The 26,040-nt window shown below is 64.0% G+C and carries 18 protein-coding genes and 1 pseudogene; 12 read left to right on the top strand and 7 right to left on the bottom strand.

Features of this window, described 5'->3' with window-relative positions; translation table 11 throughout:
• Positions 1–153: 153 nt before the first annotated feature.
• Positions 154–1,116, top strand: a complete 963-nt coding sequence (locus tag IVB01_RS23705; protein WP_247276672.1) for an amidohydrolase family protein — start codon at positions 154–156, stop codon at positions 1,114–1,116.
• Here IVB01_RS23705 and IVB01_RS23700 read toward each other — a convergent pair.
• The 3 genes from IVB01_RS23700 to IVB01_RS23690 form a co-directional block, all read right to left on the bottom strand.
• Positions 1,104–4,235: a CusA/CzcA family heavy metal efflux RND transporter gene (locus IVB01_RS23700; RefSeq protein WP_247276673.1), complete on the bottom strand. Its 3,132-nt coding sequence runs from the start codon at positions 4,233–4,235 to the stop codon at positions 1,104–1,106. The genes IVB01_RS23705 and IVB01_RS23700 overlap by 13 nt on opposite strands.
• A 28-nt stretch (positions 4,236–4,263) precedes the next feature.
• Positions 4,264–5,508, bottom strand: a complete 1,245-nt coding sequence (locus tag IVB01_RS23695) for an efflux RND transporter periplasmic adaptor subunit (protein WP_247419285.1) — start codon at positions 5,506–5,508, stop codon at positions 4,264–4,266.
• 145 nt (positions 5,509–5,653) lie between these two features.
• The gene (locus tag IVB01_RS23690) at positions 5,654–7,066 is read right to left on the bottom strand and encodes a CoA transferase (protein ID WP_247276675.1); all 1,413 of its coding nucleotides are present in this window, start codon (positions 7,064–7,066) and stop codon (positions 5,654–5,656) included.
• A gap of 68 nt (positions 7,067–7,134) precedes the next feature.
• Between IVB01_RS23690 and IVB01_RS23685 the strand changes: the two genes are divergently transcribed.
• Complete coding sequence (locus tag IVB01_RS23685; RefSeq protein ID WP_247276692.1) at positions 7,135–7,422, top strand: hypothetical protein; 288 nt, start codon at positions 7,135–7,137, stop codon at positions 7,420–7,422.
• A gap of 177 nt (positions 7,423–7,599) precedes the next feature.
• Positions 7,600–8,370 carry an SDR family oxidoreductase gene (locus tag IVB01_RS23680; protein ID WP_247276676.1) on the top strand — a complete coding sequence of 257 codons (771 nt, stop codon included), beginning with the start codon at positions 7,600–7,602 and terminating at the stop codon, positions 8,368–8,370.
• A 149-nt stretch (positions 8,371–8,519) separates the two neighbouring features.
• Here the strand turns inward: IVB01_RS23680 and IVB01_RS23675 are convergent, their stop codons facing one another.
• Genes IVB01_RS23675 through IVB01_RS23665 form a run of 3 tightly spaced genes read right to left on the bottom strand, consistent with a single transcriptional unit; the run spans position 8,520 to position 14,276 of the window.
• Positions 8,520–12,002, bottom strand: a complete 3,483-nt coding sequence (locus IVB01_RS23675) for an error-prone DNA polymerase (protein ID WP_247276677.1) — start codon at positions 12,000–12,002, stop codon at positions 8,520–8,522.
• Positions 11,999–13,591, bottom strand: a complete 1,593-nt coding sequence (locus tag IVB01_RS23670; RefSeq protein ID WP_247494926.1) for a DNA polymerase Y family protein — start codon at positions 13,589–13,591, stop codon at positions 11,999–12,001. Before IVB01_RS23670 ends, IVB01_RS23675 begins: the two co-directional genes overlap by 4 nt.
• Complete coding sequence (locus IVB01_RS23665) at positions 13,488–14,276, bottom strand: DNA repair protein (RefSeq protein WP_247276679.1); 789 nt, start codon at positions 14,274–14,276, stop codon at positions 13,488–13,490. The genes IVB01_RS23670 and IVB01_RS23665 overlap by 104 nt, the downstream gene beginning before the upstream one ends.
• A 163-nt stretch (positions 14,277–14,439) precedes the next feature.
• Here IVB01_RS23665 and IVB01_RS23660 point away from each other — a divergent pair, with 163 nt between their 5' ends.
• From IVB01_RS23660 to IVB01_RS23650, 3 genes and pseudogenes are all read left to right on the top strand, one after another.
• Positions 14,440–15,675, top strand: a complete 1,236-nt coding sequence (locus tag IVB01_RS23660; RefSeq protein ID WP_247276680.1) for a putative DNA modification/repair radical SAM protein — start codon at positions 14,440–14,442, stop codon at positions 15,673–15,675.
• Positions 15,675–17,117, top strand: a pseudogene (locus tag IVB01_RS23655) (UdgX family uracil-DNA binding protein). Before IVB01_RS23660 ends, IVB01_RS23655 begins: the two are co-directional and overlap by 1 nt.
• 98 nt (positions 17,118–17,215) lie before the next feature.
• Complete coding sequence (locus tag IVB01_RS23650; protein WP_247276682.1) at positions 17,216–18,844, top strand: inorganic phosphate transporter; 1,629 nt, start codon at positions 17,216–17,218, stop codon at positions 18,842–18,844.
• 155 nt (positions 18,845–18,999) lie between these two features.
• Here IVB01_RS23650 and IVB01_RS23645 read toward each other — a convergent pair whose 3' ends face one another.
• Positions 19,000–20,172: a M20 aminoacylase family protein gene (locus IVB01_RS23645; RefSeq protein WP_247494925.1), complete on the bottom strand. Its 1,173-nt coding sequence runs from the start codon at positions 20,170–20,172 to the stop codon at positions 19,000–19,002.
• Between the two features lie 212 nt (positions 20,173–20,384).
• On the opposite strand from IVB01_RS23645, the gene IVB01_RS23640 reads away from it, so the two are divergent.
• The 6 genes from IVB01_RS23640 to IVB01_RS23615 all read left to right on the top strand — a co-directional run bounded on the left by IVB01_RS23640 (position 20,385) and on the right by IVB01_RS23615 (position 25,849).
• Complete coding sequence (locus IVB01_RS23640; protein ID WP_247276684.1) at positions 20,385–22,004, top strand: GMC family oxidoreductase N-terminal domain-containing protein; 1,620 nt, start codon at positions 20,385–20,387, stop codon at positions 22,002–22,004.
• 12 nt (positions 22,005–22,016) lie between these two features.
• Positions 22,017–22,898 (top strand): alpha/beta hydrolase, encoded by an 882-nt coding sequence (locus tag IVB01_RS23635; protein WP_247276685.1) that lies wholly within the window; start codon positions 22,017–22,019, stop codon positions 22,896–22,898.
• A 228-nt stretch (positions 22,899–23,126) separates the two neighbouring features.
• Positions 23,127–24,071, top strand: a complete 945-nt coding sequence (locus IVB01_RS23630; RefSeq protein ID WP_247276686.1) for a metallophosphoesterase — start codon at positions 23,127–23,129, stop codon at positions 24,069–24,071.
• A 14-nt stretch (positions 24,072–24,085) separates the two neighbouring features.
• Complete coding sequence (locus IVB01_RS23625) at positions 24,086–24,421, top strand: cupredoxin family copper-binding protein (protein ID WP_247276687.1); 336 nt, start codon at positions 24,086–24,088, stop codon at positions 24,419–24,421.
• Positions 24,422–24,536: 115 nt separating this feature from the next.
• Positions 24,537–25,085: a sigma-70 family RNA polymerase sigma factor gene (locus IVB01_RS23620; protein WP_247276693.1), complete on the top strand. Its 549-nt coding sequence runs from the start codon at positions 24,537–24,539 to the stop codon at positions 25,083–25,085.
• The gene (locus IVB01_RS23615) at positions 25,082–25,849 is read left to right on the top strand and encodes an anti-sigma factor (RefSeq protein ID WP_247448571.1); all 768 of its coding nucleotides are present in this window, start codon (positions 25,082–25,084) and stop codon (positions 25,847–25,849) included. Before IVB01_RS23620 ends, IVB01_RS23615 begins: the two co-directional genes overlap by 4 nt.
• Positions 25,850–26,040 lie beyond the last annotated feature (191 nt).

Below are 26,040 nucleotides of genomic sequence, written 5' to 3'. Positions count from 1 at the left end.
GCCCGTCTTGACGTACCCGGTCGTGCGTGTTGACGGCTCACGCCCGCTTGCGGACCTTGTTGAGCAGCTATGCAGCGAAGTGGAGCGGCTTCCGGGCTGATGTGATACTGTCCCAGCCCTATTGCCAAAGATCGTATTACAGGGAGAGAAACCATGCTCAGCCGACGCGGCGTCCTGTTCGCCTCGCTTGCCGCCGGAGTAGCCATGACCAACAGAGCCAACGCCCGTGCGGCGCAGCCTGAGACGCCGATCAATTTCGATGTCCCGGCGCATGCCTGCGACTGCCACACCCACATCCATGGCGATGTCGAAAAGTTTCCGTTCTTCGCAGGGCGCGTCTACACGCCGGAGCCGGCGAGCCCCGAAGAAATGGCCGCGCTGCACAAGGCGCTGCATATCGAGCGAGTGGTGATCGTGACACCAAGCGTCTACGGCACCGATAATTCATCGACCTTGTTCGGCATGAAAGCACGCGGCGCGACCGCGCGCGGAGTGGCCGTGATCGACGACAAGACCACCGAGGCCCAACTCGACACGATGCATCAGGACGGATTCCGCGGCATCCGCCTCAATCTTGCGACCGGCGGCGTCAATGACCCCAATGTCGGCCGACCGCGCTTCACTGCCGCCGTCGAACGGATGAAGGCGCGCGGCTGGCACGTGCAACTCTACACCACGCTCGCCATGATCTCGGCGATCAAGGACCTCGTCGAGACGGCGCCGGTGCCCGTCGTGTTCGACCATTTTGGCGGTCTCGAAGCCTCGCGGGGCCTGGAGCAGCCGGGCTTTTCCGATCTCGTCGCGCTGGTGAAATCCGGCAAGGCCTATGTCAAGATTTCGGCCGCCTACCGGTCATCAAAGCTCGCACCCGACTATCAGGACATGGTGCCCTTCGCGAAGGCGCTGATCGCGGCGAACGCGGATCGCATCGTCTGGGGCACCGACTGGCCGCATCCCGATTCCAGCCGCGTCGAGGGACGCAAGCCCACCGACATCGCGCCGCTCTATCAGATCGACGACGGACGTCTGCTCAATCAGCTGCCAGTATGGGCGCCAGATGCGGACGTGCGCAAGAAGATCCTGGTCGACAATCCGGCGCGTCTCTACGGGTTCTGACGATCAGCGCGCGGGCGGGAGAAAAAGGAGATCAGGACCGGCAAGGTCACGAGGATCACGACCGGCGCCAGCATCATGCCGGTGACGACCACGACCGCGAGCGGCTTCTGCACCTGCGAGCCGATGCCGTCCGACAGCGCCGCCGGCAACAGGCCGACGCCGGCGACGACGCAGGTCATCAGCACCGGCCGAAGCTGCAATTCGCCGGTACGCACCACCGCGCTCATGCGGTCCATGCCTTCCTCGATGAGCTGGTTGAACTGCGACAGGATGATGATGCCGTCCATGACGGCGATGCCGAACAGCGCGATGAAGCCGATCGCCGCGGAGACGCTGAAGGCCGTGCCGGAAATCAAAAGGCCCAGCACGCCGCCGAAGATCGCCATCGGGATCACGCTCATCGCGAGCAGCGTGTCGGTCATCGAGCCAAAATTGAACCAGAGCAGGACGCCGATCAGCGCCAGCGAGATCGGCACCACGATCGACAGCCGCCGGATCGCATCCTGGAGGTTGCCGAACTCGCCGACCCACTCCATGCGCGAGCCGGGGGGCAGCTGCACCTGCTCGGCGATCTTTTGCTGCGCCTCGCGGATCGCGCTGCCGAGGTCGCGTTCGCGTACCGAGAACTTGATCGGCAGATAGCGCTCCTGCTGCTCGCGATAGATGTAGGCGGCGCCGGAGACGAGGCTGATGTTGGCGACCTCGCTCAGGGGGATCTGCGTGACGGTGCCGTTCGGTCCCGGCGCGCCGATCCGCAAATTCTGGATCGCCTCCGCGCTTCTGCGGTATTCCGGCGCGAGGCGCACGATGATCGGGAAGTGGCGGTCGCTGCCAGGCTCATAGAGATCGCCCGCAGTGTCGCCGCCGATTGCGACCTTGATCGTGGCGTTGATGTCGCCGGGGGCGAGACCATAGCGCGCAGCCTTGGCACGATCGATGTCGATCTGGATAGTCGGCTGCCCGAGCGAGGTGAACACCGCAAGATCGGTGACGCCCTGCACGGTGGCCAGCACCGACTTGATCTTGTTGGCGGTGTCGGTCAGCGCCTGGAGGTCGCTGCCGAACAGCTTGATCGAGTTCTCGCCCTTCACGCCGGAAACGGCTTCGGAGACATTGTCCTGGAGATATTGCGAGAAGTTGAACTCGACGCCGGGGAAGCGGTCGTCGAGCTGCTTGAACAGTTGCGCGGTCAGCTCTTCCTTGTCGCGCGTGCCGGGCCACTGGCTCGCGGGCTTGAGCGGCGCGAAGAACTCGGCGTTGAAGAAGCCGGCGGCGTCGGTGCCGTCGTCGGGACGGCCGTGCTGCGACACCACGGACTCGACCTCGGGCCGGGCGCGGATCACCTTGCGCATCTCGTTGACGTAAGAATTGCCTTCCTGGAGCGAGATGGTCGGCGGCAGCGTGGCGCGGATCCAGAGATTGCCCTCTTCCAGTTTGGGCAAAAATTCGAGACCCAGCAGCCGGCCGAGCGCAACCGTCATCAGCACGAGGCCGACGGCGCCGCCGAGCACGATGTTTCGATTGGCGACCGCCCAATGCAGCAGCGGCGAGTAAAGCCTGTGCAGGATCTGCATGATCCTGGTCTCGGTTTCCTCGACATGGGCGGGCAGGATGATCGCCGATAGCGCCGGGGTGACGGTGAACGTCGCAAGCAGCCCGCCCGCAAGCGCATATGCGTAGGTGCGCGCCATCGGCCCGAAGATATTGCCCTCGACGCCTGACAGCGTGAACAGCGGCAGGAAGGCCGCGATGATGATGGCCGCTGCAAAGAAGATCGAGCGCGAAACGTCGGCCGCAGCGCTGAGGATGGCATGGCTCTTCATGCCGAACAGCGTCTCATGCGACATCTGCTCGGCTTCCGACATCGGCGTGGTCTGGGTCAGGCGTCGAAAGATCGCCTCCACCATGATGACGGTAGCATCGACAATCAAGCCAAAATCAATGGCGCCGACGGACAGCAGGTTCGCCGATTCTCCGCGGAGCACCAGGATGATAACGGCGAAGAAAAGCGCGAACGGAATGGTGGCGCCGACGATCAGCGCGCTGCGCAAGTCACCGAGGAACATCCACTGCAACAGCACGATGAGCAGAATGCCGACCACCATGTTGTGCAGCACGGTGTGGGTGGTGAGCTCAATCAGGTCTCCGCGGTCGTAGATCCGCTCGATGCGCACGCCTGGCGGCAGGATGCTGGAGTTGTTGATGGTTTGAACGAGTTGGTGGACGCGCTTGATGGTCGGCGAGCTCTGCTCGCCGCGGCGCATCAGGACGATGCCCTGCACGATGTCATCGGAATCGTCGATGCCGGCAATGCCCAGACGTGGCTTCTGGCCAACGGTTACGGTGGCGACGTCCTTGACCAGCACCGGATTGCCGCCGGACTGCGCCACCATGGTGTTGGCGAGATCATCGATCGAGCGGATCAGGCCGACGCCGCGCACCACCGCCGATTGCTGGCCGATATTGACGGTGTTGCCGCCGACATTGACGTTGGAATTGCCGACCGCTTGGAGCAATTGCGGCAGCGTCAAGCCGTTGGCGACCAGCTTGTTGAAATCGACCTGGAGCTCGTAGGTCTTGCTCCTGCCGCCCCAGCCGGTGACGTCGATGACGCCCGGCACGGCGCGGAAGCGGCGCTGCAGGATCCAGTCCTGGATGGTCTTTAGGTCAAGCACGCTGTAGTTCGGCGGTCCGACGAGACGATACCTGAAGATTTCGCCGACCGGACTGAGTGGCGATATCTGCGGCTGCACGTTGCCGGGCAGCGGCGCGAGTTGCGCCAGCCGGTTCAGCACCTGCTGCAGCGCCTCGTCATAGGTATAGGCGAAGGAGAACTGGAGTTTGACGTCGGAGAGGCCGTAGAGCGAGATTGTGCGGATAATCGTGAGGTTCTTCAGGCCCGCGACCTGTGTCTCGATCGGAATCGTGATGTAGCGCTCGATCTCCTCTGCCGAGAGGCCCGGACTCTGCGTCACGATGTCGACCATCGGCGGGGTCGGATCGGGATAGGCTTCGATGTTGAGCTGGTTGAACGCGATCAGACCGCCGATCATGACGGCGACGAACATGCCGACCATCAGAAAGCGCCGATTGACGGCAAGGGCAACGAGACGATCCATCAGGTCTTCAGTTTTCTTGGGTCGTCGATCAGCTGCCGGACGCCGCGCGGTCGATGAACAGGCTGCCCCTGGTGACGATCTGCTCGCCAGGTTTCAGATTGCTAGTGACCTCGACGAGGTTGCCGTTGATGAGGCCGATCTTGATCTGGCGCAGCTCGACCGATTTGTCCTCGCGCGCGACCCAGATGCGGACCTTGTCGGCTTCATAGATCAAAGCCTGCTTCGGCACCGCCGGCGCGGCACGGTCGCCGGCCGAGTAGATCGTGACGTTGGCGAACATCTCCGGCTTGAGCAAGCCGTCCTTGTTGTCGATGGTGGCTCGGACCAGGAGGCGGCGGGTGTTGGGATCGATCGCGGCGGCGACGTAGTTGATCCTGGCGGTCAGCGGCCGCCCGGGCAGCGCCATCACGTTGACGGTGATGTCCTGACCGATGCACACCGCGGCCGCATCACTCTCGCGCACGAAGGCGGTGAGCCAGACCGTGGAGAGGTCGCCGATCACGAAGACCGGATCGCTGGCACCGGAACTGACGTACTGGCCAGGGCCGATCTTGCGCTGCACGACCGTGCCCGCGATCGGCGAATAGATCGTGATTTCCGGATTAATGACGCCCTTTTCCTGGAACGCCTTGATGGTCTCGTCGGTGAAGCCGAGGATGCGCAGCTTGTTGCGCGCCGCTTCTAGCGCCGTCATCGAGGAGCGCATGTCGTTCTGCGCCTGAACCTGGGTCGCCTCCGCCTGCTGATAGTCCTTCAGCGGAATGGCATGGCCCTCATAGAGGTCCTTAGCGCGCTTGAACTGGATGTCGGAGAGCTCAAGCGCCGACCTTGCCTTGTTCTGCGAGGTCATGGCCGCGACGAAATCGTTCTGAGCCTGCACAGTGTCGGCGGCCTCGATCGTGAACAGCGGTTGGCCTTGCTTCAGCATCTCACCCGGTTTGGCGAGCAGCTTGGTGACCCGGCCCGCATAGGGCGAGAACACCGGCGTCGAACGGTCCTCGTCGACCGCGACTTTGCCCTCGGTGACATACTCGGCCCGGAAGCTCTTGGCCTTGACCGGCTCGATCGTCAGCGTCGCCCATTCGGACGGCGTCGGTGTGAAGGTCTGCGCATTCCTGCGCGATTGGCTCGAGATTTCGGAGTGTTTCTTTTCCTTAGATCCCGAATACAGGAAGCCGTAGGCCCCGGCACCGGCGAGCGCTAGTAAAACTACGGAGGTGATCATCCGTTGTTTTGTAAGCACCTGCAATCGCTTGGTATTTTCAACCACCATTGAGCCCGGTCGTGTTTGCGACGATCTCGGCAAATGACTGCCTTATCGGTCGCGCTAATAGTGCTGAATTCCGATTTCAAACAACCTAAAAAACGCTGGGCGCCTCTTGGTCGACGTTAAAATTTCGCGATGTGTCAGCTTCATGTCAGCTTCGCGCCGGCCACTGTGCCGGATGACTGCCGAGCGGCATCGCCGGACGACTCCATTGTGCCGGCGTCGTCGATAGCACCGCCGAATGGCGCACCGCCTTCAACATGCCGAAGCCAGATGGCATGCTCTCGATGAACGCAGCATGTATGGCCTCCCCCGTAAGATCCGGGGTGTCCAGTCCGCCGTCAAGCCGGCCGAGATTCCACAGCCAGCGTCCGGTCTGCGCCAGCGACACGCGGACGTGCCAGCTGCCACCTTCGCGAGCCTGGCGCACTTTGGCCATCATGGCGCCGAACGCCATCAGATAACCGGTGGCGTGGTCGAGCATCTGAGCCGGCAATTCCTTGGGACCGTCGATGCCGGCGGCCTGTCCCTCCGCCTGGTTGAAGCCGGTCGCGGTCTGCACCAGTGAATCGAAGCCGCGCCGCTCTGCCCACGGACCGGCATGGCCATAGGCCGACAGCGTGACATAGACGATGCCGGGATTGGTTTGCGCTGCGTCCTCCGGCGCGAAGCCGAGGGCGGCGAGCGCGCGCGGGCGGTAGCCTTGCGAGAAGACGTCGGTGTCTTGCAACAGGGCGCGCAATTGCGCCCTGCCCGCCTCGCTTTTCAGTTCGATGAAGGTGGTAAGCTTGCCGCGGCCGGTGTCGATGGTGAGCCAGGGGATGGCGGGTAGTTCGGGCCCTGAGACGAGCAGCACGTCCGCGCCGTGCGCAGCGAGCGTGCGGCCTGCGACAGGGCCCGCGATGACGCGGGAGAGATCGAGCACGCGCAGGCCCGCGAGCGGACGATCGCTGTTCGACAATCCCAGGGGCCACGGTTTCGCCGGGGCCTCGCCGATCTTCTCGATCGAGACCAGCGGTAGTTCGGCGAGCGCCCACGCTTGCGGCAGCGCCGACCATTCGTCGTAGCTGCGCATCAGGGCAACGACGCCGCCCGCGGCGTAAGCCGCAGCCTCGAAATCCTCGCCTTTCCATTGCATGAGCGCCGCCTGCACCTTCTCGCGCTCGGGCACGCAGCCGAGTACCTTGCAGACGGCCTCGCGGTGATGCGGGAAATTGGTGTGGCAGCGGACGAAGCGGCCGTCGCCGGTTCTGTAGACGCCGGCGATGGCGTCCCAGGCCGGGGGCGGCGGCTTGTCGTCCACGCGCAAATAGCGCTCGGATCGGCATTCGACGACCGCATGACGCATGTCGACGGAGACGTCCTGCGCCTCACCGCTGCGCAGTCGCCAGATCTCCGCGGCGGCGAGGCCGGCGGCGGCGATCGTCGTCTGGCCGGCGACGGCGACGCGAAAGGAGGATGGGATCTGCGGCTCCTCACCGGTCAGCTGCACGCGGTCGAGCGCGGCGGCCTCGCCGCCTGCGGAGGTCCAGATGCTCTTGAGAATATCGGCCGGGCTTTGCATGGCCGCTTCTCTCCCTGCTCGTTTGCTGTACTTTTCGCGACCATGTCATGATCACAGAAAGGATTGCAATGGCCGCCGTCGATCCCCTCACCGCGGGTGCCGTGTTCGTCGCGACGGCGGCGACGGACGCGGTCTACGTGATGTTCACCTCGGCCGTGGTCGCGCGCAAGCGCGTGCCCGCCGCGACCTGGAGCGCGATCTGGTACCTGCTCTCGTCTTACGCCGTGATCAGCTACACCGAGAACGCCTTCTACGTCGCGTTCGCCGCGATCGGCTCCTGGGTCGGCGCCTACGTCTCGCTGACCTTCCTGCACCGCCCGCCCGGCGGCCCGCCGGTGGGAGCGGCGCTGGAGTGAATGGGCCCCGCCTCTCTCCGCGTCATTGCGAGGAGCCCTTGCGACGAAGCAATCCAGAGTGCTTCCGCGGATGCATTTTTGGATTGCTTCGCTGCGCTCGCAGTGACGAATTGGAGAGTTCAGCATATCTCCCAAAAGAGCTACACTCCCGGCACCAACAACAAGGAAAACCAGACAATGGATCTCGGTCTCAAAGGAAAGAACTCCATCGTGCTCGGCGGCACGCGCGGCATCGGGCGGGCGATCGCGGCGACACTTGCCGGTGAAGGCGCCAATGTCGCTATCTGCGCGCGCAACGCCGATCAGGTTGCGGCCACCGTGGCCGAGCTGAAGGCGAGCGGAATCCGTGCGACCGGCAGTCCAGTCGATGTCACCGACGGCGCGGCGCTGAAAGCCTGGATCGAGAATGCCGCAAAGGAGCTCGGCGGCATCGACATGCTGTTCTCCAATGCCGGCGCGATGGCGCAAGGGCACGACCCCGCGTCCTGGGAGCAGAATTTCCGGCTCGACGTGCTCGGTGCGGTGCATGCCTTCGATGCCGCGCGACCGTTCCTGGAGACAGGCGGCGCCAGCAGTGGCGACGCCGCCTTCGTCATCATCTCGTCGATCTCCGCGGCGCAAGCGGACACCGCCAGCTCCTACGGCCCGATCAAGGCGGCGCTGATCCACATGGCCAAGGGACTAGCGCGGCAATATGCCAAGAAGAAGATCCGGGTCAACGTGGTCTCGCCCGGCACGGTCTATTTCAAGGGCGGCGTCTGGGAGATGATCGAGCAGAACATGCCGGAGCGCTACAAGGATGCGATGAGCCGCAACCCGACCGGCCGCATGGCGACGCCGCAGGAGATCGCGAGCGCCGCGGTGTTTCTGGCAAGCCCGGTGTCAGGGTTCACCACTGGGTCCAATCTCGTCGTGGACGGCGCGATTTCGAACCGAGTGAATTTTTAGGGCACGGCATCATCATCGAAGAACTCGTAGGGAGGGCAAAGCGAAGCGTGCCCACCGCTTTCGCGACAGCCGCTGGAAGGTGGGCACGGCGCTTACGCGCCTTTGCCACCCGACGGCAGTAAGCGTGTGGCGGCATCTCGCGTCACATCTCAATGAAAATCCCGCGATGGCGGCAGGGTGCGGACGTTGCGGGGGTGGCGGATTTTCTGCGCCGGGCTATCCGCGTGAGCACGGGGATCGTCGTTGAGCGGCTCGACCAGGGCGGTGCCTGCCGGCACCGGATGCTTGCGGCTTAAGGCATCGTTGGCGAGACCTATCAGATCGTGCGAGCGGTCGATCATGCGCTGAGCGATGAGATGCGTCACCTTTTCAGGGCTGCTCTGGATGTAGCCTTCAACCAGGATGAGGCGCGCGCCCATCACCTCCTTGCGGTATTGCTCCATGATCTTGGGCCACACCACGACATTGGCGATGCCGGTTTCGTCCTCTAGCGTCATGAACACGACGCCGCTGGCGCTGCCCGGCCGCTGCCGCACCAAGACCACGCCGGCGCAGCGGACGCGGCGCCGCTCGTTCTCATGGCTGACATCCTTGCAGGCGATGACGCGCTCGCGCGAGAACATCTCGCGGAGGAATTCCATCGGGTGGCCCTTCAGCGACAGGCGGATGGTCTGATAGTCGGCGACCACTTGCTCGGCGCGCGGCATCACTGGCAGCGGCCTTGCGTGCTCGTCCGGCTGCTCGCGCGCGGTGGCCGCCTCGAACAGCGGCAGCGGCACGTCGTCGGGCAGCCGCCGCACCTGCCATAGCGCCTCGCGGCGGTCGAGCCCGAGCGAGCGGAACGCATCGGCATCCGCCAGCAGGATCAGCGCGCGCTTGGGCAGGCCGGTGTCGCGCGCAAAATCTTCGAGCGAGGTGAAGGGACGGCGGTTGCGGGCGGCGACGATGCGGTCGGCCCAGTCCTCTCTCCTGTCATTCCGGCGCGATGCGGCGGCGTCGAGCCCGGAATCCATTACGTCAGGCGTATGCGGCCCGACGGCTTCCGGGCTCGCGCCAAGTGGCGCGTCCCCATTGCGCAATTGCGCAATGGGGAATGACGACTGAGAGCACTTTAGCCTCTCCTCATCCTCGTCCAACCAGTGAAAGCCGTCGATCTGGCGGAAGCCGAGGCGCACGGCGCAGTATTTGCCTCTCCCCTGCTCCAACGTGTTCTGCGCAAAACTGTAGGACACGTCGATGTCGCGCACCTCGACGCCGTTCTTGCGAGCATCCCCGACGATCTGCGCCGGGGCATAAAAGCCCATCGGCTGCGAGTTCAAGAGGCCGCAGCAGAAGGCGTCGGGGTGGTAATGCTTCAGCCATGAAGAAATGTAGACGAGCTGCGCAAAGCTCGCGGCATGGCTCTCCGGAAAGCCGTAAGAGCCAAAACCCTTGATCTGATCAAAGCAGCTTCGGGCAAAGTCGGGATCGTAGCCGCGCGCGACCATGTTGCCGATCAGCTTGTCCTCGTATTTGCCGATGGTGCCGATATTGCGGAAGGTCGCCATCGAGCGGCGCAGGCCATTGGCCTCCTCGGAGGTGAATTTTGCCGCCTCGATCGCGATGCGCATCGCCTGTTCTTGGAACAGCGGGACGCCCTTGGTCTTATGCAGAACCTTGTAGAGCTCGTCCGCGGGACCATGCTCGGGCGATGGCGAGGGATAGCTCACTTTTTCCAGGCCGTTCCGCCGCCGTAAGTAAGGATGCACCATATCGCCCTGGATCGGGCCCGGACGTACGATCGCGACTTCGATGACGAGATCATAGAACGTCCGCGGCTTCAACCGCGGCAGCATGTTCATCTGTGCGCGGCTTTCGACCTGGAACACGCCGAGCGATTCCCCGTCGCAAAGCATGTCATAGACTTTGGGGTCGTCCTGCGGGACGCTCGCCAGCACCCAGCGCTCGCCCTTATGCTCCGCGATCAAATCAAAACACTTGCGGATACAGGTCAGCATGCCCAGCGCCAGCACGTCGACCTTCATCATGCTGAGCGCGTCGACGTCGTCCTTGTCCCATTCGATGAAGGTGCGATCGTCCATCGCGGCGTTGCCGATCGGCACATAGGTGTCGAGCCGGTCCTGCGTCAGCACATAACCGCCCACATGCTGGGAGAGATGGCGCGGGAATTCGATCAGTTCGGTTGCGAGCTCGACCGCGAGGTTGATCATGGGATTGTTGGGATCGAGCCCGGCCTGCCTGACTTGCATGTCGTTAAGACCCTTGCCCCAGCTTCCCCAGACGGTGTCGGCGAGCGCGGCAGTGACATCTTCGGTCAGGCCCAGCGCCTTGCCCACGTCGCGAATGGCACTGCGCGGGCGATAATGGATGACGGTGGCGATGATCGCGGCGCGGTGGCGGCCGTAGCGACGATAGACATATTGCATCACCTCCTCGCGCCGCGAATGCTCGAAATCGACATCGATATCGGGCGGCTCCAGCCGCTCCTTGGAGATGAAGCGCTCGAACAACAGATCGACCTTGGTCGGATCGACCGAGGTGATGCCAAGCACGTAGCACACGGCCGAGTTCGCCGCCGATCCCCGCCCCTGGCACAGGATATTCTGGCTGCGCGCGTAGCGCACGATGTCGTGCACGGTGAGGAAGTAATGCGCGTATCTCAGCTCGGCAATCAGCGTGAGCTCTTTCTTCAGCGTAGCGTACAGTTTCTCGTCGATTTTGGTGATGCCGCCGAAATATTTGTCGACACCGGCCCAGGTCAGATCCTCAAGATGACCTTGCGCGGTCTTGCCCGGCGGCACCGGCTCGTCCGGATATTGGTATTTGAGCTGATCGAGCGAGAAGTCGATTGCATCGGCAAAGCGCATGGTCTCCGCGATCGCCTCGGGGAAATCGCGGAACAGCCGCGACATCTCCTGCGGCGCCTTCAAGAACCGCTCGGCATTGGCTTCCAGCTTCCGTCCGACCGCTTCGATCGTGGTCTTTTCCCGGATGCAGGTCAGCACGTCCTGGAGAGGACGGCGCGCGGGATGATGATAGAGCACCTCGTTGGTCGCGAGCAACGGCACTCTTGCTTTTGCCGCGAGATCATCGAGCCGCGCCAGCCGGCGCCGGTCGTCGCCGCGATAGATCAGGCTCGCCGCCAGCCACACGCCCTCGGCGCGGCTGTCCTTGAGTTTTGCAAGAACATCCAGCGCCTGTGCGGGTTCGAAACGATGCGGCAGCGTCAGGACCAGGAGCTGGCCTTCTGAAAACTCGATGAGGTCGGCGAAGGTGAGACGACACTCGCCCTTCTCGATCCGCGTGATGTCGTCGCCGCGCTTGCCCTTGGTGAGAAGCTGGCACAGCCGACCATAGGCCCCGCGGTCACGCGGATAGACCAGAATGTCCGGCGTGCCGTCGATGAAGACGATGCGCGCACCGATCAGGAGTTTCGGCTTGTGCAGCACCTCGGCATTGTCGAGCTCCTTGTAGGCGCGCACCACGCCGGCCAGCGTGTTGTGATCGGCGATGCCGATCGCGGGAATGCCGAGGATGCTGGCCTGATGCACATAGGCGCGCGGATCCGAGCCGCCGCGCAGGAAGGAAAAATTGGTGGTGATGCCGATCTCGGCATAGGCAGGCGTATTCATGCGAAGAGACCGTGCACATACCAGCCGGGAGAAGCGGGTTTGCCGTCGTCGTCGAACACCTCCCCCTCATAAAGACCGTCGCGAAAGATCCAGAAGCGCAGGCCTTCGGCATCCTCGATGCGGAAATAGTCCCGCGTGAGCTGCTTGCCGTCCTGCCGCCACCATTCCATCGCGATGCGCTCGGGCCCTTCCACCCGCACCACCGCATGCAGCGCGCGGCGCCAGGTGAATTGATGCGGCGGGCCGTCCGGCACGGTCGCAAATGGCACCTTGATCGGCTCCGGCTTGTCGAACAGCCGCAAGGGACGCAGCGGCGGCTCGTTCTCGGCCCGCGCAGGCCATTCCGCCTGCATGGCGGCGGCGAGATGATGCTGCGCCGGCGCGGCTACAACCGCGCATTCAGGGATATGGGTGTCCTGCGGCAGGTGCACGACGACACGCTTGCCGCCGATGCGCGCGGCAATGCGGTCGATCAGTGCGGCGATTTCGTCATTGTCGTGGGCATGGGCATCGAGATCGCGCTGCTCCTGCACCACGATTTCTGTACGGTTCGCCGACAGCCGCACCATGTCGAAGCCGAAGCCAGGATCGAGCGGATCGGCGAGCGCATCGAGACGCTCGCGAAACAGCCGGTCGATGACCGCGCTGCGCGTCACCGGACGCCCGGTCTCGACCGTAATCGCGCGCACCACGCCGTCGGTGCGGAAGAACGCGGCTTCCAGGCGTCGCGCGCCCTTGCCCTGCTTCTCCATGGATGCGATCAACGTGTCGGCAAGCCGCGACAGCGTCATCGCGATCATGGTGTCGGTCGCGATCGGCTCGGCGAAACGTTTTTCCACGATGTAGTCGGGCAGCGGTTTTCGCGGGTTGATCGGCGCATCGCCCTGCCCCAGCGCATGCGCCAGCAGCGTGGAGAACCGGGCGCCGAACCGCGCCGTGATCTCGCTCGGCGAGCGCGAGGCGACGTCGCCGATGGTCTTCAAACCGGCGCGACGCAAGCCTGTGGTGATGACTTCACCTGCACCGAGCGCGGAAATCGGAAATCGGCTGATCGCCTCCGCCTCCTCGCCATCGGCCACGATGGTGCCCGTGGCCTGCCGCGTCAGCGTGCGTGCGCAGATCGAGGTGCCGGCGATCGCCGCGCTGATGGCAAACCCCTGCCAGGCCAATGCGCGAACCAACGTCCGTAACAACGCGGCCTCACCACCGAATAGATGCGCGCAGCCGGTGATGTCCAGAAACAGGCCGTGCGGCGGATCGAGCGCCACCAGCGGCGTGAAGCGGTCGCACCAGTCCGCGACATCGCTCAGCGTCTTCGCATCGGCCACAATATCGGCGTCGAACACTTTCAGGTCCGGACACATCGCCCGCGCATTGGCCAAGGGCTGACCTATATACAGGCCGAGGCGCTCGGCGGCCTCGTCGAGCGCATGGATCACCAGCGCATTGTTGTCCTTGATGACGACGATGCTTGGATCATTGCTCTTATGCAGTCCGACGTTCCCAAAGAACCGCTGAATCCGGTCGATGGGCAGGCGTGGCAGCCACAGGCTGAGAATACGTCGACGGCTCACTGAACTGGCACTCATCACATTTCCATTCCATGGTCCACCGGCCACATGGGCCATGACGATTGCGCAAGAGCTCGGCATCGAAGCGCGGCGCGCCCCAGGCACTCGACACCGGGCCCGGCGGTGAATGCGCTGCGCGCAGCATCCATCGTGTTTCCGCGGTCGAGGGCAGCGGCTGCGCCGCCATGCGCAGCAAGAGCCCGGTGACACCGGAAGCTTGCGCGGCCAGCGTCAGCTTGCGGCTCGCCACGAGATCGAACTGCCTGGTCTCGCCCCAGAGCTCGAGCACCAAGGCCCCCAGCGCATCGCAGGCAAGCGCGTCGGCTGAGCTGCGCAGTGCGCTCTCGACATCAGCGGCGCGCACCATCACCACGCGGCGCGGATCGAGACCGAACTCGGCGAGCCCGCTCATCGACAGCGCGCCGGTTTCGATTTCCGAAAAATCCTGCCGCACCCACAGCAGCGGCCGGCGCGCCGAAACGCGGCCCGCAAGCCCCATGACAAAGCCCGTTGCGGCCGTCCCCTGCCGGCCCTCACAAAACACCTCATGGATCGCCGCACGTGCGAGCCCGCCCTTCAGCGCGCTGTCCGCCTCGCTGTGGCCGAGCGCGACGCGATCGCGCTGATGCACGACCTCCGCCGTCTCGATGCGCTCGATCTGGCTGCGCAAGGTCGCAAGCGCGCTTCTGCGTGCGCCGCTCATGCTCGCCGCTCCTTCAGGGGTGATTGCCGGTGGCTCTCAAAAAGAGAACCAGCGGCTGGCTCATTTGTTCATGATATGTTCTAATATAAAGCTAACGCCGCCCTGGGAGTCAATCGAATTGGCGCGCTTTAGGATTCATGAGTGGAATCAAAGAGATTCAAACATGGACGTACAACGCAAGCTGGAAATCCTGGCGGATGCTGCCAAGTACGACGCATCCTGCGCCTCCAGCGGCACCGAGAAGCGGGATTCCAGCGACGGCAAGGGCATGGGCTCGACCGCGCCGGGCATGGGCATCTGCCATTCTTACGCGCCGGATGGACGCTGCATCTCCCTGCTCAAGGTGCTGCTGACCAATGCCTGCAATTACGATTGCCTCTATTGCGTCAACCGCGCCTCCTCCAACGTGCCGCGCGCCCGCTTCACCATCGACGAGGTCGTCAAGCTGACGCTCGACTTCTACCGGCGCAATTACATCGAGGGCCTGTTTCTCTCCTCCGGCATCATCCGCAGTCCCGATTACACCATGGAGCAAGTGGTCAGCGTCGCGCGAAAACTGCGCGAGGAGCATCACTTCCGCGGCTACATCCACCTCAAGACGATTCCCGAAGCCGACGATGCGCTGATCGCAGCAGCCGGCCAATATGCCGACCGTCTCTCCATCAACATCGAGATGCCGCAGGAGACGAGCCTCAAGCAATTCGCGCCGGAGAAGGACGTGCGCGCGATCCGCCGCACCATGGGCCGGCTGCGGCTCAAGCTCGATGAAGCCGAGGAAGGCCGCAGCGCGAAAACGAAGGCCAAGCCGCAGCGCTTTGCGCCGGCTGGGCAAAGCACGCAGATGATCGTCGGCGCCGACACGGCCTCCGATCACACCATTCTCCACACCAGCGCCAATCTCTACGGCGCCTACCGCCTGCGCCGCGTCTATTATTCCGCGTTCAGCCCGATCCCCGACGCCAGCCGCGCCCTGCCCTTGCGCGCGCCGCCCTTGCTGCGCGAGCACCGCCTCTATCAGGCCGACTGGCTGATGCGGTTCTACGGCTTCGACGTCGGCGAGATCGTCGACGACAGCGCGATGCTGCCGCTCGACATCGATCCAAAGCTCGCCTGGGCACTGCGCCACCGCGACCGCTTTCCGCTCGATGTCAACCGCGCCAGCCGCGAGGAATTGCTGCGCGTGCCGGGCTTCGGCACCAAAGCAGTCGAACGCATCATCGCGACGCGGCGCACGACAATGATCCGCCTCGCCGATCTCGCGCGGCTGCACGTGCCCCGGCACAAGGCGCTGCCGTTCATCGTCCTCAGCGATCACCGCCCCTCACCGCATTGTCTCGACGAGGCGCGGCTGATCGAGCGGTTCAAGCCAAAGGCGACGCAACTGGGATTTGGCTTCTGATGCAATTCATCACTCTCGATCATGAAACCGATTTCGAAGGCTGGCGCAAAGCCGCACGTAGCCTCGTGCTTCACCGCGTCAGGCCAGCCGATGTCACCTGGGCCGTGCAGGGAGGCGAAGCGGAGCTGTTCGCGCCGCCCTCGCCGTCTCTGCTGCCGGAGGGCAGCGATAGCACCTTCAACGTCTCCGCGAAATTCGTCGAGCTCGCCAAAGCGGCAATCCTGCACCGCGACCGCGAACGCTTTGCGATCCTCTATCGCCTGCTATTTCGGCTGAAGGACAATCACGATCTCATCGAGGTCGCAACCGATCCCGATGTCGCGCAAGTCACGGCCATGGCGAAGGCAGTCTACCGCGACGAGCACAAGATGCATGCCTTCGTGCGCTTCCGCGAAATCGGCAGGGAACGCCAGGCGCATTACGTCGCCTGGTTCGAGCCGGAACATCACATCGTCGAGCTCGCCGCGCCATTTTTCGCCAAGCGCTTTGCCGACATGCCCTGGTCGATCCTGACGCCCGACCTCTGCGCGCATTGGGATGGCCACGCACTCTCGTTCACGCCGGGCGTCAGCAAGAGCGAGGCGCCCGGCGAAGACCGTCTGGAGGAAACCTGGCGGCGCTATTATGCCAGCATCTTCAATCCGGCCCGGCTCAAGGTGAAGCCGATGCAGGCCGAGATGCCGAAAAAATACTGAAGGAACCTGCCCGAGGCTTCGATCATTAAGCCCTTGATCGAGGACGCCGAGCGCATGACCGGCGCCATGATCGCCAATGCCGCAACCGATCCGCACAAGCCTCAGAAGCGGCCGGAGGCTCCGATGAAACGCAAAACCACAACCGACGATCTCGACGCGCTTCGCGAGGAGGCCGCGCATTGCCGCGCCTGCCATCTCTACAAGGACGCGACCCAGACGGTGTTCGGCGAGGGCCCGAAGTCCGCCAACATCATGCTGGTCGGCGAGCAGCCCGGCGACAAGGAAGACCTCGCCGGCCATCCCTTTGTCGGCCCGGCCGGCCAGATGCTCGATCGCGCGCTCGAGGAAGCCGGCGTCGATCGCAAGAAGGTCTATGTCACCAATGCCGTCAAGCACTTCAAATTCGTGCCGCGCGGCAAGATCCGCCTGCACCAGAAGCCGAATACGCCGGAGATCCGGGCGTGCCGGCAATGGTATGAGCGGGAGCTGGCGGCCGTTCAGCCCGATCTCGTCGTCGCGATGGGCGCCACCGCCGCGCAAAGCGTGTTCGGCAAGATCACGCCCATCGGCAAAAACCGAGGCCGGTTGATCGACCTTCCCGACGGGCGCAAGGCTTTGGTGACGGTGCATCCGTCTTATCTGCTGCGGCTGCCCGATCCCGAGGCCAAGGTGCTGGAATATCAGCGCTTTGTCGAAGATTTGAAGATCGCGGCCGGCTTGCAGAAGAAGGCTGCACGGGCTGCTTAAATACTGGCAGGAAGGCGGCTTTCACGCCTTGGTTGTCATCCAGCCTTCAAATCCATCGCGGACAATACCCTTACCTGAAGGTTAAGGGGCGTCCAGAGATGACCGATGTAGCATTCGACCGCGCCGTAACAGATCGCGCGCCCGTCCAGCAGGCGTCGCGGCCAAATCTCGACAAGGGCTTCAATCCGCTGACGCTGATCCTGTTCTTCGGCATCCTCGCCGCGGGCGCGCTGTTCGTCGCCTACAGCATCTATGTCGACATCAACGCGACCGGCACGCGGGTGACGACCTACCTGCCCTACATCCTCCTATTCGTCGCGCTCCTCATCGCGCTCGGCTTCGAGTTCGTCAACGGCTTCCACGACACCGCCAATGCGGTGGCCACCGTGATCTACACCCATTCGCTGCCGGCCGAAGTCGCGGTGATGTGGTCGGGCTTCTTCAACTTCCTCGGCGTGCTCTTGTCCTCCGGCGCGGTCGCGTTCGGCATCGTCTCGCTGCTGCCGGTCGAGCTGATCCTCCAGGTCGGCTCCAGCGCCGGTTTCGCCATGGTGTTCGCGCTTCTGATCGCCGCGATCCTCTGGAATCTCGGCACCTGGTTCTTCGGCCTGCCCGCCTCGTCCTCGCACACGCTGATCGGCTCGATCATCGGCGTCGGGGTCGCCAACGCCGTCATGCGCGGCCGCGACGGCACCTCCGGCGTGGACTGGAGCAAGGCGACCGAGATCGGTTACGCGCTGCTGCTGTCGCCGCTGTTCGGCTTCATCTGTGCCGCCGTGCTGTTGCTGCTGCTCAAGTTCATCGTGCGCAATCCGTCTCTGTACGCGGCACCTGAGGGCAACAAGGCGCCGCCACTCTGGATCCGGGGCCTGCTGATCCTGACCTGCACCGGCGTCAGCTTCGCCCACGGCTCCAATGACGGCCAGAAGGGCATGGGCCTGATCATGCTGATCCTGATCGGCACCGTGCCGACGGCTTACGCCCTCAACCGGGCGCTGCCGGAATCTCAGGTCGCCCAGTTCCAGAAGGCCTCCGAGGCTGCCTCCAAGGTGATCTCGGCGAAAGGCGCCGGCCACAGCATCATCGGCGATCCTCGCCCGGCGGTGACGCAATACATCGCCCTGCACGAGCTCAACGATGGTACCTATCCCTCGCTCGCCCTGCTGGTGAAGGACGTTGGCGATCAGGTCGCTCGATACGGCACGTTGAGCAAGGTACCCGCCGAAGCCGTCGGCAACACCCGCAACGACATGTACCTGACCTCGGAAGCGATCCGCTTCCTGATGAAGGATAAGGCGAACGATCTCAACAAGGACGAGATCGCGGTGCTCAACACCTACAAGGGCTCGCTCGACGCCGCGACCAAGTTCATCCCGACCTGGGTGAAGATCGCAGTCGCCATCGCGCTCGGCCTCGGCACCATGATCGGCTGGAAGCGCATCGTTATCACCGTCGGCGAGAAGATCGGCAAAAGCCATCTCACCTATGCGCAGGGAGCCTCGGCCGAGCTCGTGGCCGCCGCCACGATCGGCGCGGCCGACGTGTTCGGCCTGCCCGTCTCGACCACTCACGTGCTGTCGTCCGGCGTCGCCGGCACCATGGCGGCCAACGGCTCGGGCCTGCAATGGTCGACCATCCGCAATCTGCTGATGGCCTGGGTGCTGACGCTGCCCTGCGCGATCATGTTGTCGGCCACGCTCTACGTGATCTTCTCGCGGATGTTCTGAGAAGAACGACACTTCATAAATGCGGATGGCCGGGCCTTAGCCCGGCCATTTGCATTCAAGATTGTCATTCCGGGGCGGCTCGAAGAGCCGAACCCGGGATCTCGAGATTCCAGGTCTGATCCTGCGGACCATCCCGGAATGACGACTCAGAAGCCTTAAGACGCCGCCAGCTGTTCCTCGACCAGCTTGACCCAGTAGGACGTACCGAAGACGATCGCCTCGTCGTTGAAATTGTAGGCGGGGTGATGCAGGCCGGCGCTGTCGCCGTTGCCGCAGAAGATGAACGCTCCACGCCGCGCTTCCAGCATATAGGCAAAATCCTCGCCGCCCATCAGCGGCGGCATCTCGTGCACGTTGGCGTCCCCTGCGACCTGCTTGGCGATGCGCCTTGCCACCTCGGTCTCCGCAGCGTGGTTGTTCACCACCGGATAATTGCGCTTGTAGCGCAGATCGATCTTGGCGCCGGTGATCTGCGCCACGCCGGCCACAACTTCGCGGACGCGCTTCTCGACCAGCTGGCGCACCTCCGGCGACAGCGTGCGGATAGTGCCCCTCAGCGTCGCCGTCTGCGGAATGACGTTGCGGGCATTGCCGGCGTGGAACTCGCAGATCGAGATCACAGCCGATTCCAGGGGATCGACGCTGCGCGCAACGATCGATTGCAGGGCAGTGATCACCTGTGCACCGACCAGCACGGAGTCCACGCATTTGTGCGGACGCGCGGCATGGCCGCCGACGCCCTCGATCAGAATGTCGACCTCGTCGGTCGCCGCCATGATCGGTCCCGGCCGGATCGCAAACGAGCCGATCGGGATGCCCGGGCCGTTGTGCATGCCATAGACCTGCTCGATGCCGAAACGCTCCATAAGGCCATCCTTGACCATGGCCTCGCCGCCGGCGCCGCCCTCCTCGGCCGGCTGGAAGATCACCACGGCATCGCCGGCGAAGTTGCGGGTCTCGGCCAGGTAGCGCGCCGCACCCAGCAGCATCGCGGTGTGGCCGTCATGGCCGCAGGCGTGCATCTTGCCCGGGTTCTTCGAGGCGTAAGGCAGGTTGGTCTGCTCCTCGACCGGGAGCGCGTCCATGTCGGCGCGCAGACCGATCACCTTGAGCCCGTCGCCGGCCGGCTTGCTGCCTTTGATGACGCCGACCACGCCGGTCTGGCCGAGGCCAGTCACGACCTCATCGCAGCCGAACTCGCGCAGGCGGTCAGCGATAAATGCTGCGGTGCGGTGAACCTCGTACAGCAGCTCCGGATGCTGATGGATGTCCCGGCGCCAGGCCTGAATATCCGGTTGGAGGTCGGCGACGCGGTTCACGATAGGCATGGAGGATCTCAAGCTTTTTTGGGAACACAGGATTGTCCTACCATGCAAGCGCCGGTCCACCTAACTCCGGCGGATCGAAGGTAACCTGTCCTTTCGTCATGGCCGGGCTTTTAGCCAGCTTGTCTTGGCCATCTACGTCCGACTATTACGACAGAAAGCGCGTGGATGGCCGGGACAAGCCCTGGCATGACGCCTGTTGGGATGGACGCAGAATGCCAAGACGGCTCGAAGGTGAGTTTGACTACATTATCGTCGGAGCCGGCACCGCGGGATGTATCGTCGCGAACCGGCTGTCGGCCGATCGCAACAACCGCGTCCTCATCCTCGAAGCCGGCGGCGACGACAATTGGATCTGGTTCCACATCCCGGTCGGCTATCTCTTCGCGATCGGCAATCCGCGCTCGGACTGGATGTTCAAGACTGAAGCCGAGCCGGGCTTGAACGGCCGCGCGCTCGCCTATCCCCGCGGCAAGGTGATCGGCGGCTGCTCGGCGATCAACGCCATGATCTCCATGCGCGGACAGGCTGCCGACTACGACCATTGGCGCCAGCTCGGGCTGACCGGCTGGGGCTATGGCGACGTGCTGCCGCTGTTCAAACGGCTGGAGGATCATTTCCTTGGGCCGAGCGAGCATCATGGCACAGGAGGCGGCTGGCGCATCGAGGCGCCGCGACTGTCGTGGGACATTCTCGACGCCGTTGGGGACGCCGCCGAGGAGATGGGCATCAAGCGCATCCCGGACTTCAACACCGGGGACAACGAAGGCACCAGCTATTTCCACGTCAACCAGAAGCGCGGCCGGCGCTGGTCGTCGGCGCGCGGCTTCCTCAAGCCCGCGCTGAACCGTCCCAATCTGCGGCTGGAAAAGCATGTGCTGGTCGACCGCCTGGTCATCGAGCAGGGCCGCGCCGTCGGCGTGCGCTTCATCCAGAATGGCGAGATCATCGAGGCGCGCGCCAAGCGCGAGGTGATCCTCTCGGCCGGTTCGATCGGCTCGGTGCAGGTGCTGCATCGCTCCGGCATCGGCCCCGCCGACTGGCTTTCGCCGCTCGGCATCGACATCGTCGTGGACCGGCCCGGCGTCGGGCGCAACTTGCAGGATCATCTCCAGCAGCGCGCGATCTACAAGGTCGAAGGGGTGCGCACGCTGAACGAGACCTATTACAACCTGTTTCGCCGCGGCCTGATGGGGCTCGACTACGCCTTCCGCCGCCGCGGGCCGCTGACCATGGCGCCATCGCAGCTCGGCATTTTCACGCGCTCCGATGCGACGCGCGCACGCGCCAACATCCAGTTTCACGTGCAGCCGCTGTCGCTCGACAAGTTCGGCGATCCCCTGCACCGCTTCCCCGCGATCACGGTGAGCGCGTGCAATCTCCAACCGACCTCTCGCGGCACCGTGCGGCTGCGCTCGGCAACGCCTGAAGAGAAGCCGATCATTGCGCCGAATTACCTGTCGACCGACGACGATCGCCAGGTCGGCGCCGACGCCATCCGCACCACGCGACGCCTGATGCAGCAGAAGGCGCTGGCAAAATACCGCCCGATCGAATATCTGCCCGGCCCCACCGTCGGCGACGACGATGCCTCGCTTGCGAAGGCTGCCGGCGACATCGGCACCACCATCTTCCATCCCGTCGGCACCGCGAAGATGGGCGCGGCGAACGATCCGATGGCGGTGGTCGACGAACGCCTGCGCTTCTACGGCCTCGGCGGTCTTCGCATCGTCGATGCCTCGATCATGCCGACCATCACCTCGGGCAACACCAACACGCCGACCGCGATGATCGCGGAGAAAGGTGCGGCGATGATTTTGGAGGATGCGAAGTAGCATCCGGCCACCATGATCAATTCGTACCGCTTTTCAATCGGCCCAGCCGACGCGCAGATCGCCATGTTGCAATGGGGCGAGAGCGGGAAACCACCTGCCCTGCTCCTGCATGGCACTGGCTTCGTCGCTGACGTCTGGGACGAGGTCGCGCGCGAGCTTGCATCGACCTACACCGTCTATGCGCTCGACCGCCGCGGCCATGGCGCCAGCCACAAGCCCGGCGCCTATCACTTCCTGGATTACGCCGATGACGTGAGCCGGGTGATCGAGACACTCGAGCTGCGCGACGTCTATGGCATCGGCCACAGTGCTGGTGCAACCGACCTACTCCTCGCGGCAAAACTTCGTCCCGGATGCTTCACGCGCCTGTTCGTGATGGAGCCGACCGTGATGGACCCGCGCGCGGCGCGCTCCGGCGCATTGAGCGACGAATCCCTTTCCCGCGTGCACGGCACGCTGCGGCGACGGGCCGAATTCGAGAACGCTGCGGCCGTCTTCGCGCGCTACCGGGCGGCGCCGGCATTTGCGGATTGGACCGAGACGTCGCTTTGGGCTTACGTGCGCCACGGCTTCGTGCCGCTCGACGACGGCCGGGTAAAGCTCTGCTGCACGCCGGAGATCGAGTCGGCAATCCTGTGTCCGATCTACGAGGCGATGGAGCAGGTTTACGTTGGCGATGCCCGCGGCAATCCGTTTACCTCGCTCACCGAGATCGACTGCCCGGTGCGCGTCACGACCGCCGCGAAGTCGGGGCCGATCTACAAGGAAATGTCGGCGCGCGCCGTATCGCTGATTCCGCGCGTCAGTACGTTGGTCTTCGATGATGCCGGGCATTGCGTGGCGCAGGAAGTGCCGCAGGCCGTGGTGCAAGCCGTGAGAGATTTTTCAAAGTAAGTCTCGTGCCGGACGCGGCGCAGATGCGCCGCCGAGCCGGGGCCCATCTCACGGCGCACCGCGCGGCTTTCAGGGTCCCGGCTCTGCAACGCATCACCAAGAGGTGCTGCGTTGCGTCCGGGACACGAGAATTTCCCCCTCACGAAATCGTCATCGCATTCGGGAATAAGACGCTTCCTTCCCCGATCACCTTCCCGAAGCCCAATTCCGGGCGAGAGGAGATGCGCGATGAGCGGACACGATCACGGGGACGACGGTGTCAGCCGCCGCAAGGTGCTGGAATGCATGACCTGGGCCGGCACCGGGGTGCTCTGGACCATCACCGGCGGCGTGCCGCGCTCGTTCGGCATCATCGATAGTGCGCAAGCTGCTACCGCGGCCGCGCCCGGCATGACCTTCCTCCAGATCAGCGACAGCCATGTCGGCTTCGACAAGCCGGCCAATCCCAACGCGCTCGGCACGCTGGAGGAAGCCGTGGGCAAGATCAACGCCATGCCGGTCAAGCCGTCCTTCATGATCCACACCGGCGACATCACGCATCTGTCGAAGGCCGCCGAATTCGACAATGCCGAGCGCATCATCTCGCAAACCAAGCTCGACGTGCATTACGTGCCGGGCGAGCACGACATCATCGACGAGGAGGTGAAGCTCTATCGCGAACGCTACGGCCGTGGCACCAAGGGTCGCGGCTGGTACTCGTTCGACGCCGGCGGCGTGCACTTCATCGGCCTCGTCAACGTCGTCGACCTCAAGGCCGGCGGCCTCGGCAATCTCGGCGCCGAGCAGCTCGCCTGGCTCGAGGACGATCTGCGCGGCAAGTCAAAATCGACTCCGGTCGTGCTGTTCGCGCACATCCCGCTCTGGACCGTCTATCCCGAATGGGGCTGGGGCACCGAAGACGGCGGCCGCGCGCTGGAATACGTCAAGGGGTTCGGCTCGGTCACGGTGCTCAACGGCCACATCCACCAGGTGATGCAGAAGGTCGAGGGCAACGTCACTTTCCACACTGCGCGCTCGACCGCCTTCCCGCAGCCGGCGCCGGGGGCCGCTCCCTCACCAGGACCGATGAAGGTCGAGAACGCCAGGCTCCGCTCCATGCTCGGCGTTGCCAGCATCAACTTCAAGCAGAACGAGCAGCGCCTCGCCATCATCGACACGCCGCTCCAGGGCTGAGAGAAAAGCTGATCATGAAGACACTCAATCGGCGCGACTTCGGTGTCGACTTCGGTCTCGCTTTGGCCGCGGCCATCCTGTTGCCCACAACAGCTGCCCGTGCCGACGAGACGGAGGTGCATATCGATAATTTCGTTTTCCAGCCGGCCGAGCTCACGATCAAGGTCGGCACCACCGTGACCTGGACCAACCGGGACGACATCCCGCACACCGTGGTGTCGGCCGGCAAGTTCAGGTCCAAGACCCTGGACACCAAGGACAAGTTCTCGTTCACCTTCACCAATGCGGGCGACTACAAATATTTTTGCTCGTTGCATCCGCACATGACGGGGATGATCAAGGTTGAGTAACGTCTCCAACCAAGGCACCCACGTCTTGCCCGGCCGGTTGTCCCACGCCGGCCGGGCTCAGACCTATTCGATCACGGCAAAAGAAGTGGCAAAGCAAAAGGCAAAGCGAGGAGCGATGCCCGGCACCGACGATTTGCAGAAGGCGCTGCGCTTCCGCGAAGCGGCGCTGCCCTATCTCGACGACGTCTACACGCTCGCGCGCTATCTCTTGCGCGATGCCTCCGACGCCGAGGACGCGGTGCAGGAGTGCTATCTGCGAGCGCTGAAGCACTTTGACAGCTATCATGGACCGGCGATGAAGCCGTGGCTGTTCGCGATCCTGCGCAACGTCTGCAACGCCGAATATGCGCGGCGCGCGCATTCCCACAGCGCGATCGAGGAGACGCCCGGCGCCGCCGAGCAGACACCAATCTGGCAGGAGAGCGAGGCAAGCCCGGAAACCGAAGTGCTGCGCAGCCGCGATGCCGGCGCGATCCGCAAGCTGATCGACGCGCTCGCCGAACCGTTCAAGGAAACCTTCGTGCTGCGGGAGATCAACAATCTTTCCTACCGTGAAATCGCCGAGGTCGTCGGCGCGCCCATCGGTACCGTGATGTCCCGCCTCGCCCGCGCCCGCGCCATGCTGCGCGCGGCCTGGAATGTGGAAGAGGAGCACTCAAGATGACTTGCGAAGAAGCGAGGAACCTGCTTCACGCGCTGCTCGACAATGAGCTCGATGCGGGCCATGCGCGCGAGGTCGAAGCCCACATCGCAAGCTGCCCGGACTGCGCTGCGGAGTTCGCCGCGCAGCGCGACATGCAACGCGTGCTCGCCCACGCCAGTTTGCGCTACACCGCGCCCGCAAGCCTGCGCAGCCGGATCGAGGCCTCGTTGCCCGAGCCGCAGCGCCAACAACCAACCCGCCGCTCCGTGCTGCGCGGCTTTGCAATGGGCTCAGCCGTCTCCGCGCTTGCTGCTTCGGGCATCGTCGCGGTGGTGCTGCGCCAGGACGACCAGCAGCGTATCCTGTCGGAGGTCGTCTCCGCGCATCTGCGCTCGCTTCAGGCCGGTCACCTTACCGACGTGCTTTCCACCGACCAGCACACCGTCAAGCCATGGTTCAACGGCAAGCTCGACGTCGCCCCGCCCGTGATCGACCTCACCGCGCAGGGTTTCACGCTGGTCGGCGGCCGGCTCGACTATATCGATGCGCGCGCCATCGGCGCCGTCGTCTACCGGCGCCGGCAGCACGTCATCAACCTGTTCGTGTCGCAGACATCGAACGCGGAATATCGCGCGCCAAAGACCGAAACCATGCAGGGCTTCAACTGCCGTCGTTGGGGCAATCGCGGCCTGAACTTCTGGGCCGTCAGCGATCTCGGCGCCGACGAGCTCGCCGAGTTCGTCGACAGGTTCGAGGCGGCGATCAAGGCGAATGTGGAGGGATAGAAGGGTCTCGCTGTCACTGCGAGAGCGTAGCGACGAAGCAATCCAGGTTCTTTCCGCGGAACGATCCTGGATTGCTTCGCTTCGCTCGCAATTGTGCATGTTCACTAATTCGCTGATTGGATCGCTCCAGCGGAGGACGATCCGATGCGCGACAACAGCTATGACCGGACGATTGAGCGCAACTATCTGCA

Origin of the sequence: Bradyrhizobium sp. 164, assembly GCF_023073715.1 — a bacterium.
GTDB lineage: Bacteria > Pseudomonadota > Alphaproteobacteria > Rhizobiales > Xanthobacteraceae > Bradyrhizobium.
This window is presented reverse-complemented; position numbering and strand designations above follow the sequence as displayed.